Origin of the sequence: Lonsdalea quercina subsp. quercina, from assembly GCF_000688655.1 — a bacterium.
Classification (GTDB): domain Bacteria; phylum Pseudomonadota; class Gammaproteobacteria; order Enterobacterales; family Enterobacteriaceae; genus Lonsdalea; species Lonsdalea quercina.
Window position 1 is genome coordinate 230,520 of record NZ_JIBO01000004.1, and the last position, 19,535, is coordinate 250,054.

At 55.3% G+C, this 19,535-nt stretch carries 7 protein-coding genes, 1 tRNA gene and 1 pseudogene; 5 read left to right on the top strand and 4 right to left on the bottom strand.

The features are described from left to right. Positions 1-5 precede the first annotated feature (5 nt). The 3 genes and pseudogenes from lysS to RZ35_RS18245 all read left to right on the top strand — a co-directional run. Positions 6-1,523 (top strand): lysine--tRNA ligase, encoded by a 1,518-nt coding sequence (gene lysS, locus RZ35_RS03990; RefSeq protein WP_026742142.1) that lies wholly within the window; start codon positions 6-8, stop codon positions 1,521-1,523. 335 nt (positions 1,524-1,858) lie between these two features. Beyond that, positions 1,859-1,932, top strand: a tRNA-Gly gene (locus tag RZ35_RS03995). Positions 1,933-1,984: 52 nt separating this feature from the next. After that, positions 1,985-2,269 (top strand): annotated as a pseudogene (locus RZ35_RS18245) (IS3 family transposase); the annotation flags it as partial. Positions 2,270-2,695: 426 nt separating this feature from the next. Here RZ35_RS18245 and RZ35_RS17125 read toward each other — a convergent pair. The 4 genes from RZ35_RS17125 to RZ35_RS16910 all read right to left on the bottom strand — a co-directional run bounded on the left by RZ35_RS17125 (position 2,696) and on the right by RZ35_RS16910 (position 7,799). Then, a complete protein-coding gene (locus RZ35_RS17125) occupies positions 2,696-3,709 on the bottom strand; it encodes a fimbrial protein (RefSeq protein ID WP_071999751.1) in 1,014 nt (337 codons plus the stop codon). A gap of 239 nt (positions 3,710-3,948) precedes the next feature. After that, positions 3,949-6,390 (bottom strand): fimbria/pilus outer membrane usher protein, encoded by a 2,442-nt coding sequence (locus RZ35_RS04005; RefSeq protein ID WP_051625460.1) that lies wholly within the window; start codon positions 6,388-6,390, stop codon positions 3,949-3,951. Positions 6,391-6,491: 101 nt separating this feature from the next. Next, positions 6,492-7,181: a fimbrial biogenesis chaperone gene (locus RZ35_RS04010; RefSeq protein WP_051625461.1), complete on the bottom strand. Its 690-nt coding sequence runs from the start codon at positions 7,179-7,181 to the stop codon at positions 6,492-6,494. 63 nt (positions 7,182-7,244) lie between these two features. Continuing rightward, positions 7,245-7,799 (bottom strand): fimbrial protein, encoded by a 555-nt coding sequence (locus RZ35_RS16910; RefSeq protein WP_051625462.1) that lies wholly within the window; start codon positions 7,797-7,799, stop codon positions 7,245-7,247. Positions 7,800-8,414: 615 nt separating this feature from the next. Here RZ35_RS16910 and RZ35_RS17915 point away from each other — a divergent pair. Next, on the top strand, positions 8,415-8,693 hold the full coding sequence (locus RZ35_RS17915; protein WP_139171503.1) for a hypothetical protein: 279 nt from the start codon (positions 8,415-8,417) through the stop codon (positions 8,691-8,693). Between the two features lie 1,275 nt (positions 8,694-9,968). Beyond that, the gene (locus RZ35_RS04025) at positions 9,969-19,487 is read left to right on the top strand and encodes an amino acid adenylation domain-containing protein (protein ID WP_455709689.1); all 9,519 of its coding nucleotides are present in this window, start codon (positions 9,969-9,971) and stop codon (positions 19,485-19,487) included. Positions 19,488-19,535: the final 48 nt, after the last annotated feature.

Here is a 19,535-nt window from a genome sequence, read left to right on the forward strand (position 1 = left end):
TCCACATGTCTGAACCACAATCTCAGGGTGCCGAACAGGCGCAGGATCTTAATAACGAACTCAAGGCGCGTCGCGAAAAGCTGTCCGCTCTGCGTGAAAACGGCGTGGCCTTCCCGAACGATTTTCGTCGTGATACGACCTCCGATTTGCTGCACGCCAGCTACGATGAAAAAGACAACGAAGAGCTGGAGCCGCTGGGTCTGGAAGTGACCGTCGCCGGGCGTATGATGACCCGCCGCATCATGGGGAAAGCCTCTTTTGTGACGCTGCAGGACGTGGGCGGACGCATTCAGCTGTACGTCTCCCGTGATGACCTGCCGGAAGGCGTTTACAACACACAGTTCAAAAAGTGGGACCTGGGCGATATCCTGGGCGCGCGCGGAAAACTGTTCAAAACCAAGACCGGCGAGCTGTCCATTCACTGTACCGAACTGCGTTTGTTGACCAAAGCGCTGCGCCCGCTGCCGGACAAATTCCACGGTCTGGCCGATCAGGAAACGCGTTACCGCCAGCGTTATCTGGACCTGATCGCCAACGATGAATCCCGCAACACATTCCGCATTCGCTCTCAGGTGATGGCGTCTATCCGTCGTTTCATGGTCGAAAAAGGCTTCATGGAAGTGGAAACGCCGATGATGCAGGTGATCCCGGGCGGTGCCTCAGCGCGTCCGTTTATCACGCATCACAACGCGCTGGACATCGATATGTACCTGCGTATCGCGCCTGAGCTGTACCTGAAACGCCTGGTGGTCGGCGGGTTCGAACGCGTATTCGAAATCAACCGTAACTTCCGTAACGAAGGGATTTCACCGCGTCATAATCCTGAATTCACCATGATGGAACTTTATATGGCCTACGCCGACTATAAAGACCTGATTGTGTTGACGGAAACGCTGTTCCGCACCCTGACTCAGGACGTGCTGGGCACCACCACGGTGGAATACGGCGACCAGACCTTCGATTTCGGCAAGCCGTTTGAAAAGCTGACGATGCGTGAAGCGATCTGCAAATACCGCCCTGAAACTGACGTGGCGGACCTGGACGATCTGGAAAAAGCTACGGCGATCGCACAGTCCCTGGGCATCAAGATCGAGAAAAGCTGGGGGCTGGGCCGCATCGTGACCGAGATCTTCGAAGAAACGGCGGAAAGCAACCTGATCCAGCCGACCTTCATCACCGAATATCCAGCGGAAGTGTCGCCGCTGGCGCGACGTAACGACGAAAATCCGGAGATCACCGATCGCTTTGAATTCTTCATCGGCGGCCGTGAGATCGGCAACGGCTTCTCCGAGCTGAACGATGCGGAAGATCAGGCGGAGCGTTTCGCTCAGCAGGTGAGTGCGAAGGATGCCGGCGACGACGAAGCGATGTTCTATGACGAAGACTATGTCACCGCGCTGGAGCACGGCATGCCGCCGACGGCGGGTCTGGGCATCGGTATCGACCGTATGGTAATGCTGTTCACCAACAGCCACACCATCCGCGACGTGATTCTGTTCCCGGCCATGCGCCCGCAGAAATAATGACGATGACGGCCTCATGGTGTGAGGCCGTCAGTTCAGCACGGTATGAGGAATGCTGTGCTGTTATAAACGACTTCACCTCACGCTCTGCGTGGGGTTTTTTCTTTTTGTGGGTTCTGAATAATTTTTGTCGCGCACGGGCTAACGATTGGGCTTGCCTCTAATCTAGGAAGAGAAACGCTGCTGGCTTGATGATCGTTGCTGGACCTCTGGCGCAAGCCTTCGCACCTTAATTTCTTTTTTTAGCGCATTTAATTGCTTAAAACACAGTCAGTTTGACGGGTTTTTATCTTGCCCGGCAAACAGATAGCGCTATAATGCGGGCACTTCTCCGTGCGGGCGTAGTTCAATGGCAGAACGAGAGCTTCCCAAGCTCTATACGAGGGTTCGATTCCCTTCGCCCGCTCCATGACCTTCTTAATGTACTGAATCCTAAGGGATATGGCTTCAAGCCTCCTTACAGAGTTACTTACTGTAACCCTATTCGGNCGCGATGCGAGGGCTGGTGGGTTGACCACAAGAAAACACACCGCATCCATTATTTCCTGTAAGGTCTCAATCTGCGCAGAAAGCGCCCTCGCAGGCATGCCTGTGCAGCACGTCGCCAGCAGCGGCCGGCCCTGACACACATCGATCAGTGCTGGAGTCTGGATTTCGTGTCGGATAATCTGTTTAACGGGCGGCGTTTCCAAGTGCTGACTGCCGTGGATAATTTGGGTCGGGAGTGTCTTGCGATGATGTACGGGCTGATAACTAAAATTAAACCTTTTTCTTATCACGTTATCATATATTTTTTCGTGTAAGTGTTTTTCATATTTTCATGTAATAAAAAGGTAAAATGATCATAAAAATAAGTTTGAAAATTAAATTGTTTTTAAAAATTAACGTGGTTGCGTTTTTCTTTGCGAAATAAATCATCACGTTATTCATTAGTGTTAGTGAAAATAATCGCCACCAATTTATTTTAATTTTTATTTGATGGTCACTCCTACCATAATAAACGACAGTTTTTTATATTCCAGATTGATAACTTTAATAGCTTCAATCATGAGTTACCAGAAGATAAAAACAAGTACTGTTTCCTTTATCAGAACACTAGACTTGCGGCCATCATAAACCGCTAGGAAAAATGGACTAGTGTATATTAAATTTTCTCTGGTGAATGTGTCATATTATTCATACTCCAAGGTGAAATTGACCGTAGTATCCACGCTTCCTGCCGTCACCGTGTTAGTGGTCTGGTATAACCGGGCTTTAAAATCATAGTCGGTCGCAGAGGTGGACGTTACCGTCCCCAAAGAAACTGCGGTATCCGGTGTAATGGCGATATTATCATAGAGCAGTTGAATACCTACGCCCGTCGCTGTGCCGCTGTCATTGGCAAAAATATTATTGTTGTTACTGTCGACCGTGCCTGAAAACGTTATATTAGGGACTAATGATGACGAGCAGGTCAAGTTTATAGTAAAATCTGTTGTGTTTGATGTACTGCCAGCCGCCTTCAAGTTTTGCGTATACATAGTTCCTAAATCTACTGAAGTGTCGTAAGTATTCACCTCACAGGAAGCGCTTGTCACTTCTGTTGTGCCACTAAGGTAAATAAGCCAGGTACTCTCGCTACTTGAATTGGTGGAGTCATAATTAAAGCGTAACCGCGCTGTGACGCCACTTAAGTCAAGTGAACCCGACTCTACGGAATTCCCAATGACAACCAATTCAAGATACGTATATTGTTCATAGCTGGTTGTCTGTGAGCCGAGCCAATAATAAGATGGCTGTGCAGTTGATACGCTATAATATTGCTCAATTCCCGACTGAGCTGGTGTTTGAAACACTCCACGCAAACGAAACCCCAAGCCTGTTATACCGGTTTCGTATACGTTGTTACCATACGATGATAATGTTGGAGATGTGGCATATTCAGATGCAAAGGCTGATGTGCTGGACTTACCATCTTTCATCGATGTTGATATTGCATCTGATGTGTATACTATCGTTCCAATCTCAGTGTTGGCCGGTATGACTAACGACGACGGCAATGTAATAGTTGATGACGTAGGATCATAAACACCCTCTGCAGAGACTAAGCCGATTATTCCTTGTGCTACAAAAGCAATAAAGAAAAGAGCCGTTTTGGACATTATCTTTCCGATAATGAAATTATCCCAAGTTACTTTATTAATCACTTTAACCACTCCTATATTACAGGGTTTTTATTTCTGGTTCGGGTATTATTGATATTAAAGATGAGTTAGAACTATAAATAACCGTGCCGTTTTTTTATGTGAGGAGGTATAGAGATTATCCCGATGAAGTAAATACAGCCATTTGAGGGGCTTGATAACCATCGTCTGCACACCAAAAATAAAAAATTAAGTTTCCGCGGNTATTTTTAATACCTAATTCATCAATCTTTCTCATACTGCTAACTCCTGCATTCGAGTGTGACCATTTTGATCCCATTCCTCGTCTCCGCTTGGTCCACCCTGAACGGAGCCTGACACTCCCGGCCACCGGCCAGCGTGGCTTTTATCACGCCGTTCGCCTTCATTCCCGTCAACCATATCTGCCCCTGTTCGTTGGACATACCCGCCGCTTCGCCAGCCGATACCGATGCGCCTAACGGCAAAGGTTTTCCGTCATGCGTCAGTGTCAGAAATACCCGGTAGCCTACGCGGGTACGGTAATCCGCCAAAACCATCGCCTCTTTCTGCGGTACCTTGTGCACTATAGGATCTGTCACGTCAACGTTATCCGGCAGCGTGAATGTATCTAGACTGACATTGTTATCACGATAAGCTGTCAGCGACGGCACCACCGCATAGCCTCGCCAGTCCGTTACTAGACCTGTCCTGTTCCTGATTTTTACGCCTTCAGCCGCTGGTGCCCTCACTAAGGCATACCCGGCCCCTTCGGATAGCTGCTGCGACAGTGTGATGCCGTACGGATGCGCTACCACTGAACCTCGCAGATTCCAGCTCACCGTCTCCCGCAGGCCATAGTAGTTCGAGTAACCCAACCCCGCAGTGGCCCGACCGCCTCGATAGCTGCCGCTAATTGCAGTACTGTCTGTGGCGCTGCCGGCGCTGCTTCGAGATTGCGCCTGGGATACCGACCAAGACAAGTTGTTACCCGGCAGTGCCGTCCCCGATAATGTGGACGTCAGGCTGCTTGTCCCTTGGTCTGATCGCGACCAACTGTTGGTCATTCGTACGCTGCTGCCGGAAGACGATAGCCATTTGCCGAGTGGAAGGCTTAGGCTGACGGAGGTAATGTTGTCCGTTTTTTCGGTCCGCCAAATTCTGCTTTGGCTCTGGTTCAAACTGACCGATATCCCATCAAAGGTTTTGCTCCAGCTCCCAGTTATGGAACGCGTTTTTGAATTTCCACGGTTCCAATACTCTGACTGATAGGCTGAAAATGAGACCGACCCTAACCAGCCGATGTTCTGACTTAGGGTGAGCTGCGCCTTGCTTTTCAGGCTATAGCGCGAGGCCAGGCTACTGCTGTGGTAGTAGTTGCTCGCTTCATCAAAGCTGAAGAAGCCGTCGGTGGCATAGCGATAACCCGCCAGTGTCATTGAGGTTCCGGTAATATCGAAGTGTTTACTGTACTTCGCTTGCAGGGACTGGCCGCTGCGAATGGTGCCATCGCTAAAGGTTGACTCGGCATGCGTGACATCTAGCGACACGGCCCCCAATCTTCCCAGACTTTGCCCCATACCCAGCATACCCGAGTGGTAATGCTCCGCGACAATGATCCCCCCATAGACTGATGTGCTATTCAGCAGGCCGTACAGAATTTCAGCCTGGGCGAAACGTTGACTGACGGCATTGCTGCTATCGTTGTAATAACGAGTACCATATTCTCCGGCAGTAACGGAATATTTCACAACGCCCTTACGGACTGAAATCGGTGGTGAAGCGAAAGACTGAGTGAATGTTCGTATTTCCCCATCCTCTTCCTTTATGGTCACAACCAATTCGCCGGACGTTGATGTGGCATACAGATCATTAATAACGAACGCCCCGGGCGACACAAAGGTCTGGTAGAGCAGGTTGCCGTTCTGACGTATCTCAACCGTGGCGTTGGTGATCGCTACGCCGCGGATTTCTGGTGCATAACCCCGAAGGCTATCCGGCTGCATTTCACTCTGAGTGGACAAGCTGGCACCCCGGAAGCTAAAGCTGTCAAAAACCAGGCCTGGGCTGGATGTTTCGCCGGTCACCAGACGCGCACGCAGCGAACGGATATCCCGTTCGACCCAGGTCTGCATGCTATTCCAGCTCGCCCGCCCCTGGCGGGTTCGAGTGTAGTAGCTGTAGTTACGCNCCCGCCACTCGCCCAGATTAGCGCCGCTGCGTAGGCTGAGGTACTGCGTGCTGGTTTGCTGACCATTACGGTGATTTTTCACTTCGGATCCGGTAGCGCTGTAGGAGGCAAACAGCATTGGAACGCCGCTGTCCCATTGTTCGGGGGGAACATCGCCACGAGCGCGGTTATCCAGAGCAGCCTGGGGAATACTTAAGTTCAGTATCCTCCGGTCAAAATCAAAGTCGCTGTTTGCGCCGCGAATATAGTCCCCAAGTTTCACTATCGGAGCATCGGCAACCATGGCGACAATAGCGGGAAATACTTGAATTTTTACGCCCAGCTCACGTAACAGAGACGGCGTCAGTTGCGGACATAGGCGGCGACCATCACACACCACAAAACGCAGGTGATGTTCACCGACGCGAGTTTTGTTCACCCGGACCTGGACGTCGTACTCACCGGGTATCTGAATATCCGTGCGAGAGAGCAGAGAGAGGTCGGTCTGCGCTTTCTGGTTTTCTTCCAGATGCAGTGCATTGACGTTGAAATACATCTCAGCTTGAGCCGACAGGGAAGCAGTCGCATACCCGCAGAGCACCAGTATCTTCNCCCGAGAACAAAAACGATATTTAGGTATCACTCCCTGAATCCCCACTAAAAATTCACCTCTTTTGCCGTCGTCATTCCGCCAAAATCATTGATGGTGCTATACGTCACGTGCCTGACAGCATGTTCATTCACTGGTACGATTTTTGACGCGCGAGGCATAATGGTACCCGGCCTATCGATTTTTTTACCGTTTACCGACATGCCTGTCAGGGTGACAACATAAGGCGTCGGGTTATTGAACGAGATACCGCCAGACACGGGCGNGACTTTCAGCTTCTGCCAAGCCAGCCCGGCTTCTTTTGCCGACAGTCCTTTTGGTCGGTAGATCAGCTTGATGATGTTCTGCGTGGCGATGGTTAGGCGTTTCGGGTCGGTTTTTTTCTCAACAGCTGGTATCGCCCTGACATTTAGCAGATACACGCTTTCCCGATCCTCCGGTAGGGCCGGTAAGGAGGTGTAGACGACACGGATAGCGCTTTCCCCATTCAGTGCTTGTTTGAATAAGGGGGGCGTGGCGATAAAGGGGATGTTTTTGGTCTTTCTCTGCATATCAGAGACCCATACCTGAACGAGATACGGCGTGCTTTGCCCTGCGTTACTCAGGGAAAGACTCGCCTCCTTTTTGGCAGCATCGTAGATTAGACGGGTTCCTCCCAAGGTAAGCCCGTCTGCGTGGCAGACTAGCGATGCAGATAACAGACATGCACCACCGATGCATCCGATAGAACATTTCATAAGATAACCTTTGCGAAAAAAGCCGAACCAAGGGAGGGCTGGCCTTTGGCCAGCCCGGTAATATCAGGAATCGCTGTAGTTGATGGTGAAGGTGACGTCCGTGTCGACACTACCGCTATAAGCTGTGGAGCCGGTGTAGTCGACAAGATAGGCGTTGAAATTACCCGTGGCGGACGTGACTTCGGTAGATGTCAGGACATTAAAGCCAGTGTTGGATGCTGGTGTGCCGGAGGTGTAATAGGTGCCAGTGTTGTCAGCATCCTCAATACGAATACCTAGTCCGCTAATGTCGCTGGCAAACAGTTCGGTATAACCGCTGGTGGACACAGATGTGCCTTCAAAGGTAATAGTCGGTGCCGTCGCGACGGCACAATCGGCCAGTTCAATGGAAAACGGTGTACCGACAGTGCTCGCACCAGCAGTACCAAAGGTGCTGCTGCTGACTGTTCCGAAATTGACTGTCCCGGTGGTGGAGGAAGCATCCGCCACGCTGTTCACTGAACAGGCTGAAGATGAAATGGTTGCTGTGAAGTTGATGACTCCGTCAGTTGCCCGCGCCAGTCCGGTAACCCCAAGAGATGCGACGAGGACGGACAGGGTCAGTAGATTTTTTTTCAAGATAATTACTCCATACATAAGTTTTAGTTAGACAAAAAAGAAAAACGGTTAATTAGAAACCTACGGAAGCATTATATGATCGTTTTTAACGATCAATCATGGTAATTATATATGTTTATACCTATCAATAAGAGGTTTATTGATCGGCGGTTTATAAATAAAACCAAAATGCAAGCGTAAAACGCTCTCAATCCTGACCTTTGTTTGAAATGAGTAGCGAACTTGTTTATTTGTGTCGATAGCTGCGGGGAAAATCACGGGAATGAATCCGTTTGCATTCGTATGGCTTCAGCCTGAAGAGTTCTATGGTTAGAGCGGAGAATACGTTAGACATCGTAATGCTACGGCTCTGCAGGAGGTAATCGAACATTGTCAGCTTTTACTGCTATGGGGCAGGGCTAGCTCGCCAACCATAGGCGAGATAATCCACATTCTTCTTTGGCATCCCCTTGAATAGGTCCACGGTGTAGGGTTCAGCCACATCGGCGGCTGTTTCACGCAAGATCGGTCAGGCAAGGAACGCCGCCTCCGGGCATATTGATCCGCTCGGAGGCGGCCATGTTTGACGATAAGTCCGATTATTACACCCATCGTTTCAAGCGGGCCTTGAATTAAATGATATCGATCACGAGCGGACTTTCCCCCGTCGGCAGTCGCCAGACCTATGGCGTCGCTCCTGTTGCTCCAATAATGACGCCTACAGCCGATTTTCGCTCTGATATCTGTGGTTCAGTGGTTGCGCCTGTCGATGAGGATAACCCCTTTGGCGTCGTGAATGCGGTCATCCCCACAGGAGGCTGTGGCGCGGCGCGGCACTGTGGTTCGCATTATGCTCTGTCTACTGGCGCCCGCAATCGTTACAACAACTGGCTGCCGCATTGTGGCGAAGAATGACGCGATTACCCGCAGTTTTTTCACTACCTTAACTTTGTCCATGAAGGGGCAGAACACGAATTGATAACGGATATCTGTCTGCCGTTAAAAAGACCGTGATAACCCGAGATTGCGCGTTACGGGGTTGTTTTGCTTTTCAGGGATACTCAGATCATTGCCTTCCTGCTCATAAGATGTGCTTTCGATGAAGATTAAGATCATGCCTGAATGGCGACACCAGGTTAACGATGCTCAACGCGCCTTTCTCGTAGAAGTGGTTAATACGCCTTAGCGCAACACGGAGGAAAGTGTTGAGCGTATGCTGCATAAATGCGTCAAAAATCCGCGTTAGCGGATCTCTTAATGAGAGAGATAGACAGTCCTCATCTTTTTTTACTCGTGGTTTTGTTTCTTAATTTGGATACCTTTTGCGGACAATTTCATAACCTTTTGATGCTTACTCTGTCATTAACGTTACCAATAACGGTGGCAAAGGACATCAATGGGGGAAAGTTGATTGTCAAACCGGTGTTACATTTGTGGGTTTATTTCTTAAAATGTTTCCCTAATAAAATAAAAATAAAATAATGAAAGATGGTTATCTATAGTTATGTATTTCATAAATACGTGTTTCGGATAAAGACTATTTTTAATTGAGTGAGCCTTGTTCCAGCTAATTTAACTTTCCTGTTAAAATAGAAAGTTTTGAAATGGGGTTGTTTTTATTAATTTCATGCTATCTAATGGCGCAGACCGAATTTCATATTCTTAAAAACAGAATAAAAAACCCCGCATATGCCCCATTGCTTTGCGGGTTGTTTTTTACTTATTGTTTTTTATCGGTTTTGTTGGTTTTTGTTTTGTTCTGTGGATTTTTAATTGTTGTGGTAAGGATGTCGTTATGATGAGAATTGCGCGGGGTGGAGGCATCCTTTTATTCAGTCATCTCAGCTTGTCTTTTTAACATTTTTTATTGGCGGTGAGTTTATATATAAACAGAAGGCAGCTTTATGATAGGCGCTATATGACATGTATCACAGCCTCGTCCTCGGATCCTGTTTTTGCTTTATCCAATAGTTCTGTGTTGTCCTCAGTGACCGTTTTCCTAAGTCTCATTATTGAGGCGATTTTTGTTATTTATAGTATTTTCACCTATCACCATTAATTAATATAAGAATAATCTTTGACATGAGAATAGTTAACGTCGAAATGATGAGGGATGAGTGAATTAATGACAGTTTTTAGTTTGTGATCTAATTAATGATGTAAGAAAGGAGTCCTATGTCAAATGTTGATATGCAGCCCGGTCTGACACGGGAAACACAGTCCATTCATCCCCTCAACCACGCTCAGCAAGGTATCTGGTTTGCTCAGCATCTCAATCCTGAAGCGGAAGCTAAAGTCTTTAACGTGGCCGAATATCTTGAGATACCGGTGGCGCTAAACCCACAGCGATTTGAAATGGCGGTAAGAACCACCGTTCAAGAAATAGAGTCCCTGCGAGNGCGTTTACACGTTTCGTCCTTTGACATTACGCAGTCGACGGATGTGGCGTCGTCCTGGCCTTTCCCTGTGCTCGACTTTCGTCAGGAAAGCGATCCGCTGGAGAAGGCGAAGCAGTGGATGGAGGATGCTTGCAACAGGTCGTTTGACCTGGAACAGGGGCCGCTTTTTTCGTTCGCGCTGATTCAGCTAGCGGAGGAACATTTTCTTTTTTACCAGTGTCACCACCATATCGTCATGGATGGTTACAGCGTCTCGATATTTATTCAGCGGGTCGCGGAGCGCTACGCCGTGTTCTTAACAGGGGNGGTGGCTACGGACCACGACCTTCTCGGGCTTGCACAAGCCAAGAGGGGTGAGCAGGACTACGACGCCTCATCCCGCTTATGCCGTGATCGCGAATACTGGCTGGAACAGCTCGCGAATCGACCGGATCCGGTGAGTATCTCCGGCAGACAGGCCAGCTGCGCCGATATACTGCATCGGCAGCGTTATCTTCCCGAGCAAACACATCAGCTGCTGCGGCAGGTAGCGGAGCAGCATAACGCTTCGTTGCCGGCATTGTTAATCACGCTGGTCGCGTTCTACTTACACCGGATCACGGGACAGGAAGATCTGCTGCTGGGGATGCCGATGACGGCCCGTGTCGGCAAGGCATTGCGGCGTTACCCCGGCATGATGAGCAATGTGCTGCCGTTGCGGTTGCGCGTGAATCCGACAACCACGCTGTCCGCAGGACTCGAACAGACAAAACGTACTGTGCTGGAAGTATCGCGGCATCAACGCTATCGGTATGAGACGTTGAAAGCCGATCTGGGAATGGCTGCCGGGCGTGAAACGCTGTTTTCCACACTGATTAATATTCTTCCTTGCCATAACGATTCGCTGACTTTCGAGGGCGCGAAAGCCAAAGTTCACAATCTCTTGCTGGGACCGGTCGACGATCTCTCCATTACGCTGTTCGACCGGGGGGTAAACGAAGGCATTGAGCTATGTTTGAATGCCAATGCCGCGCTCTACCACGAACGAGAGTTAGCATGGCATCTGCGACGCATTAGCCACTTTCTCAGTTCGGCGGCGACTGAGCTGAGTCGGCCTGTCGCAGAACTGCCGCTGCTGTTGCCTGAAGAACGAGCTTTAATGCGCCAGTGGCATTCCGCATCCGCGCCAGCGTCGTCCTCCCCATTCTGTCTTCACGAGCTGTTCGAGCAGCAGGCCAAGGAGCGCCCCGATGCGGTAGCGGTGAGNTTTGATGGCGATTCGCTGAGCTACGACGAGCTGAACCGTCGCGCTAACCCGCTGGCCCGGCAGTTGATAGCGCAGGGCGTGCAGCCCGACAGTCGGGTGGCGATTGCATTGCCGCGCGGCAGCGAACTTATCGTCGCCATTCTGGCGGTACTCAAGGCCGGTGCGGGCTATGTGCCGCTGGACCCGAGTTACCCGCAGGCCCGTTTGCAGTACATGCTGAAAGACAGCGCGCCCGACGTATTGATTACCCACAGCAGCAGCCTGCCGTCGCTGGGCGAGCTGCCGCAGAGGCTGTCGCTGATGGTACTGGACGGCGATGCCCCGACCTGGACGCATCATTCAGATGAAAATATTCCCGCCGCCTCGCTTGGCCTGACACCACATCATCTGGCCTACATCATTTACACTTCCGGCTCGACCGGCCAGCCCAAGGGCGTGATGGTGGAGCACCGCAACGTCACCCGCCTTCTGACCTCGACGCAGGCACTCTTCGACTTCGACCATCGGGACATCTGGACGCTATTCCACTCTTACGCCTTCGACTTCTCGGTATGGGAAATCTGGGGCGCCCTGCTGCACGGCGGACGTCTGGTGGTGGTGCCGCAGGCGGTGACGCGCTCGCCGCAGGCGCTGTATCAGCTGGTGTGCCGCGAAGGCGTGACGGTGCTGAACCAGACGCCGGGGGTCTTCCGCCAACTGACGGCGGCGCAGGCGGACAGCCCTGAGCGTCACGCGCTGCGCTACGTGATTTTCGGGGGAGAGGCGCTGGACGTGGCGGCGTTGACGCCGTGGTACCAGCAGAACCCGGACGTAGATACGCAACTGGTGAATATGTACGGCATCACCGAAACGACGGTGCATGTGACGCACTGTCCGTTAACGGCGGGGANGCCAACGGGAGATAGCCCGATAGGCCGGCCGCTGCCGGACCTGCGGCTGTACATCCTGGACGGTCATGGCGAGCCGGTGCCGTTAGGCGTGCCGGGCGAGCTGTACGTCGGCGGCGCCGGGGTAACGCGCGGCTACCTGAATCAGCCTGCGCTGACGGAAGCGCGATTCCCGCTCGACCCATTTTATGGCGAGGCGGGTGCGCGGATGTACCGCACCGGCGATTTGGGCCGTTGGCGTGAAGACGGCACGGTGGAGTATCTCGGCCGTAACGATTCTCAGGTCAAGATCCGCGGGTTCCGCATCGAACTCGGGGAGATCGGATCTGCCCTGCAGGCCTGTGACGGCGTCAAAGAAGCCGTAGTGACGGCTATAGGCACGGAGCAGGATAAACGGCTGGTCGCCTACTTCGTGGTGGACGATCGCGGACAGGCTCCGACGACGGAAGCGCTGAAGGCACAGCTCGGTAAACGTTTACCGGCCTTTATGGTGCCGGCGGCGTACGTAGCATTGGACTCCATACCGCTGACGTCGAACGGTAAAGTGGATAGCAGAGCGCTGCCAGCCCCGGATCTTGAGGCTTTCGAGCATCAGGTGTATGAGGCGCCGGAAGGCGACACGGAAACGACGCTGGCTGCGATCTGGCGCTCGGTCTTGGGCGTGGAGCAAGTCGGGCGCCACGACAGCTTCTTTGCGCTGGGGGGGCATTCGCTGCTGGCGGTGCAGCTGATTTCCCGCGTGCGCAGCGAACTTCAACGGGAGCTGTCGGTCGCGNCCTTGTTCGACTGTCCGGTGCTGCATGAACTGGCGGCCACGTTGGACATCGCGCCGACCAACGGGCATCTGCCCGACATCATGCCGTTGGCGGAGGGCGTTCATCCTCCGCTGTCTTTGGCTCAGCAACGACTGTGGTTCCTGTCGCGCATGGATGACAGCGCGCGGGCGGCATACCTCATCGCATTTACGATCCAGATAGAGGGCGAGCTTAACGTCACGGCGCTTACGCAGGCGCTCGATCGTATCGTGGCTCGTCACGCCGCGCTGCGCACCCGTATTGCCGAGTGTGATGGCACGCCGGTGCAGGTTATCGCCTCTGACGATGGTGGGTTTCCGCTTCGACAGATAACGGCGGNCGATCCGACGGCCTCGTCCGATACCGCATTTGAACCAGTCACGGACGCGTTGGCGTACGGCGAGCTAACCGTCGTCGGCGCGCAGGAGCACCGACTGCGTTTGTCGTTGCATCACCTGGTCGCCGACGGTTGGTCGGTCGGCATTTTTCTTCAGGAACTGCAAAGCCTGTACACCGCGTTCAGTCAGGGCAGCGGCGATCCGTTACCTCCGCTGGCTATCCAATTCGGTGACTACGCGGCCTGGCAGCAGCAACACATGCAGGGAGAGGAGCTGCGCGCCCAGCAGGCGTATTGGGAAAAACAGCTGAGCGGGATCCCGGATTGCCTGACGCTGCCCAGCGACCGGCCGCGTCAGCCGATGCAGGACTATCGCGGCGCCAGCCTGAATATTGAGCTGGAGCCGTCGTTGACGCAGGATCTGAAGTCGCTGAGTCAGCGTCATGGCGCGACGCTGTTCATGATACTGCTGGCGGGCTGGTCGGCGCTGATGAGCCGTTTGTCCGGTCAGGAGGATGTCGTGATCGGCAGCCCGGTCGCTGGCCGCGGTCGTCAGGAGCTGGAGCCGCTGATCGGCATGTTCGTCAATACGCTGGCGCTGCGCGTCAATTTGTCGGAACAGCCGGATACCGTCGCGCTGCTCGCGCAGGTGAAGGCGATGACGCTGGCGGCGCAGGAACATCCGGATCTTCCCTTCGAGCAGGTGGTGGAGATGCTGGCGCCTGCCCGCAGTCTGTCTCACAGCCCGGTATTTCAGGTGATGCTGGCGTTGCAGAATACGCCGGAGGTGACATTTACGTTGCCGGGTCTGAACACCTCCCTGATGGCTGATCCCGTGGAGACGGCCCAATTCGATCTTAGCCTGGATCTCCGTGAGGCCGATGGTCGGATCACCGGACGGCTCTACTACGCCACCGCACTGTTTGACGCCGCGACGGCCCGGCGCTATCTGGACTATTGGCATGCGCTGTTGCGCGGGATGACGGCGGATCCGCATCAACCGGTGCAGACGCTGCCGCTGTTACCCGACGACGAACGCCGTCAGCTGTTGTTTGGCTTCAACGCCACGCGTGCTGACTATCCGGCCGAAAATGCCCTGCATACGCTGTTCGAAGTGCAGGCGGAGCGACAGCCGAACGCGGCGGCGGTGGAGTGCGACGGAGAACGCCTGAGCTACGGCGAACTGAACCGGCGCGCTAACCAACTGGCCCACTGGCTGATGACGCAGGGCGTCCGGCCGGACGGCCGAGTGGCGATAGTGCTGGAACGCGGCTGCGATCTGATCGTCGCGATGCTGGCGACGCTGAAGGCCGGCGGGGCCTATGTGCCGATCGATCCGTCGACGCCTACTGAACGTCTGGCCTATCTGCTGGAAGATAGCGGGCCGCAGGCCATCATCACCGAACGCGCGCTGCGTAGCCGAATGGGTGAACTGTCGCCCCATCCTCATACGTTCGTCATTGATGGCGCCGCCCGTCCGTGGACGCGCTGCCCGCAGGACAATATTCCGCTTGCGGCGGTAGGGCTGACGTCGTTTCATCTGGCGTACCTCATTTACACCTCGGGGTCGACAGGTCGTCCGAAAGGCGTCATGGTCGAGCATCGCAATATCATCAATTTGGTGCATTGGCACTGCGAGTCCTTCGCCCTGCGCTCACGGGACTGCGTTTCCAGCGTGGCGGGTCTGGGCTTCGACGCGGCCGCCTGGGAGATCTGGTCTGCGCTGTCGATCGGCGCGCGGTTGCTGCTGCCGTCGCCGGCAATCTCACGCGATCCGGATCAACTGCTGGCGTGGTGGAGCGCGCAGCCGCTTGACGTGAGTTTCCTGCCGACGCCCGTCGCTGAACTGGCGTTTGTCCGCGAGGTGGCTCCTGCCACGCTGCGCACGCTGCTGGTCGGCGGTGATCGTCTGACTCGTCAGCCGTTTGCCGGGGCGCGTTTCACCCTGATAAACAACTACGGACCGACCGAAAATACGGTGGTGGCGTCCTCCGGAGACATCTGCGCCGATGAAGCGCTGCTGCACATCGGTCGTCCCATCGCCAATACCCAAACCTATATTCTGGATGCGCGGATGCAGCCGGTTCCGGTGGGGGTGTGCGGAGAACTGTATATCGGCGGCGCGCAGGTGGCGCGAGGGTATCTCAACCGCCCGGATCTCACTACCGAGCGTTTTATTCCCGACCCGTTCTCCTCCGAGCCGCATGCGCGACTGTACCGCACCGGCGATTTGGGGCGCTGGCGCGCCAACGGCACGATCGAGTTTCTGGGACGCAGCGACTTCCAGGTGAAGATCCGCGGCTTTCGCATTGAGCTGGGCGAAATCGAAGATGCCCTGTTGCACTGCGAGGGGATCCAGCAGGCCGTGGTGGTCGCGCAGGGGGGCGCCGCTCAAGAAAAACGTCTGATCGCCTACTATCTGGCGGAGCAGGGCACGAATGCACCCTCTATCGACGTACTGCGTGAACAGCTGCTGGCGCGCTTGCCTGAATACATGGTGCCGATGGCCTGGGTGCCGCTGGAAAGCCTGCCTCTGACGGCCAATGGCAAGGTTGACCGGCGTGCGCTGCCTGAGCCGGATGACTCCGCATTTGCACGGCAACACTATGAAGCGCCGCAGGGCAAGGTGGAGCTGGCGTTAGCCGCCATCTGGCAAGCGTTGCTGCGCGTGGAGACGGTGGGGCGCCGGGATAACTTCTTCCTGTTGGGCGGGCACTCGCTGCTGGCGGTGCAGTTGATCTCGCGTATTCGCAGCGAAATGCAGCGGGAGCTGGNCCTGAAANCGCTGTTCATGCATCCCACGCTATGCGAGATGGCGCNGGCGCTGGGCGAGAAGGCGGTACCGCCGTTACCGGCGATTTCTCGCCTGGCGGCGGCTGAGCCTCCGCTGTCGCTGGCGCAGCAACGCCTCTGGTTATTGGTGCAAATGGATCCGGCGGCAAGCGCGGCCTATATGATTACCGGCGGGATTAGACTACAGGGCGATCTGAACCTCGCCGCGTTGCAACAGGCGTTGGATCGTATCGTGCTGCGTCATGCGGCACTGCGCACGCACATCGTTCACCGAGACGGCGTCGACGTGCAGGCGATTGCTCCTGCGGAGAGCGGTTTCCCCCTGCACCGGCTGGATATGAGCGGCAGCCAGGATCGCCCGGAACCGTTCACGCCGTCAGTGTCCATCACGACCGGCCCGCTGGCGCAGGGGCAACTGCTCCGTATTTCCCCGCAGGAACACTGGCTGAGGTTGGCGCTGCACCACATTATCGCCGACGGCTGGTCGGTCGGCATTCTGATGCGCGAGCTAGGTACCCTCTATAGCGCATTAAGTCAGGGACAACCCGACCCGCTGCCGCCGCTGCCTATCCAATACGGCGACTATGCCGCTTGGCAGCGACAACATTTGCAGGGCGAGCGAATGCAGGAGCAGCAACGTTACTGGGTCGAACAGCTGCGCGGCGCGCCTGACAATCTGATGTTGCCGACGGACCGACCCCGTCCGCCGTTGCAGAGCTTTGCCGGGGCGTATAAAACCCTGACGCTGGACGCCGACCTGACGCAGGCGTTGAAGACGTTAGGTCAGCAACACGGCTGTACGCTGTATATGACGCTGTTAGCCGGTTGGTCTGCGTTGATGAGCCGCCTTTCCGGGCAGGATGACATCGTGATCGGGTCGCCTATCGCCGGGCGCGATCGACAGGAAATCGAACCGCTGATCGGGATGTTCGTCAACACGCTCGCGCTGCGGGTTGCCGTGACGCCAGAGATGGACACGGCGGCGCTGCTGGCGCAGGTCAGGCGTACCACGCTGGCGGCGCAGAGCCACGCTGACATTCCGTTCGAACAGGTGGTTGAAGCCGTCGCGCCGGTGCGCACGCTGTCCCACAGTCCAATCTTCCAGGTGATGATGGCGCTGCACAATCTGCCTGACATGGCGATTGAGTTACCTGAGCTTCAAGTGTCGCCGTTGCCTAACGAGACGGCGACCTGTCAGTTCGATTTGAATCTGGAATTACGTGAGGCGAACGGGCTGCTGGAAGGCACGCTGTATTATGCGACCGCGCTGTTTGATGAGGATACCGCCCAGCGTTATCTGGACTACTGGCAGCGTCTGTTGCGGGGGATGGTCGCCTCCGCCGCGCAGCCGGTAGCCACGCTGCCGCTGGTCTCCGCCGATGAGCGGCAGCGGGTGCTCACGGCGTTCAACGCCACGGAGTCCGCCTATCCGGCAGACCGTTGTCTGCATGAATTGTTCGAGATGCAGGCGCATCGGCAGGCGACGGCAACGGCGTTGGTCAGCGGCGAACGGCGGCTGAGCTACGGCGAGCTGAACGAGCGGGCCAACCAACTGGCGCACTGGCTGATGGCTGAGGGCGTGCGTCCGGACGATCGCGTGGCGATCTGCGTGGCGCGGGGGCCTGATATGGTCGTGGCGCTGCTGGGAATTCTGAAAGCCGGCGGCGCTTATGTGCCGCTTGATCCTCTCTATCCTACCGAGCGGCTGGCTCACATGATCGCCGACTGCACGCCGCTGGCGGTACTGTGTGACGACGTCGGCCGCTCTTCGCTGGCGTCTTGTTCCGCGTTGCCGCCCATCCTCGACCTGAGCGCGGATGAGCCGCTGTGGGCCAAGTCAGAGCGCAGCGATCCGGATCCGCAACGTATCGGGCTGACCCCGCGTCATCTGGCTTACATCATCTATACCTCCGGCTCGACCGGACGCCCCAAAGGCGTGGCGATGCCGCACGCGCCGCTGGTCAATTTAATCCATTGGCAGAACCAGCGCCCAGCGGGTGCCACGCTACAGTTTGCTTCTTTTGGCTTCGATGTGGCGAGCCAGGAGATCCTCAGCGCGTTGATCGGCGGAGGGCGGTTGATCATCGTCCCGGACGACGTGCGGCTCGATATGCCCAGGCTGGCGGATCTGCTGGAGCAGCACATCGAGCGGGCCTTTATTCCGCCGTCAGTCCTGCCTGCGCTGGCGCAGATGTATCGCGCTTCGGGGCGCGTGCCGCCGTCGATGGAGATTATCGCCAGCGGCGAGGCGTTGCGCCTCGGGCCTGATGTGCGGGCGTTGTTCCAGCACTCGGAGCATGTCCGGCTTCACAACCAGTACGGCCCGGCGGAAACGCACGTGGCGAGTGAATTCGTCTGTCCGGCGACATTTTCGAACGGGGTGCCCCAGCCGCCTATCGGGCGTCCTATCGCCAACAGCCGACTCTACATCCTGGATGAAAAAGGCGAACCCGTGCCAGTCGGCGTGGCGGGGGAGATCTATATCGGCGGCGTCGGCGTGGCGAGAGGTTACCTGAATCAGCCGGCGCTCACCGCCGAGCGGTTTATCCGAGATCCTTTCTCCTCTGAGGCGGACGCGCGGATGTACAAAACCGGCGACCGGGGACGTTGGCGCAAAAACGGCATCCTCGATTATCTGGGACGCAACGACGATCAGGTCAAGATCCGAGGATTCCGCATCGAGCCAGGCGAGGTGGAAGCCTGTCTGAGCGGATGTCCGTACGTTGAGGCGGCGGTGGTCGTTCCGCGTGAGTGCGGAGGAGAAAAACGGCTGGTCGCTTACTACCGGGGGAGCGCGAAAATCGAGGCGATGCGCGCTCATCTCGTGGCGCAGCTGCCTGCCTATATGGTGCCCGCGGCCTGGGTGGCATTGACCGAGTTCCCACTGTCGCCCAACGGCAAGGTGAACCGCCACGCGTTGCCGGAACCCGGTGACGATGCGTTCGCGCATGCGGCGTTTGAAGCGCCGCAGGATGAAACCGAACAGGCGGTAGCGGCAATCTGGCTGTCATTGTTGGGCGTCGAGCGCATCGGCCGGCACGACAACTTTTTCGAACTGGGCGGGCACTCGCTGCTGGCGGTGCAGCTGGTGTCCCGACTCCGGCTTGAGCTGGACGTCGACGTGCCGTTGGCGGAAATTTTTGCCCATCCGAGTCTGAGCGCGCTCAGCGAGCGGATCCTGGACCTGAGCATCGAAGAGTTTGATATCGCAGAGCTGCTGGATATGGCGGCATCTATGGAAGGAGAAGAATAATGCAGAACACGGAAGAAACCTCATCCTCTGTCCAGCCCCTCACGCGGG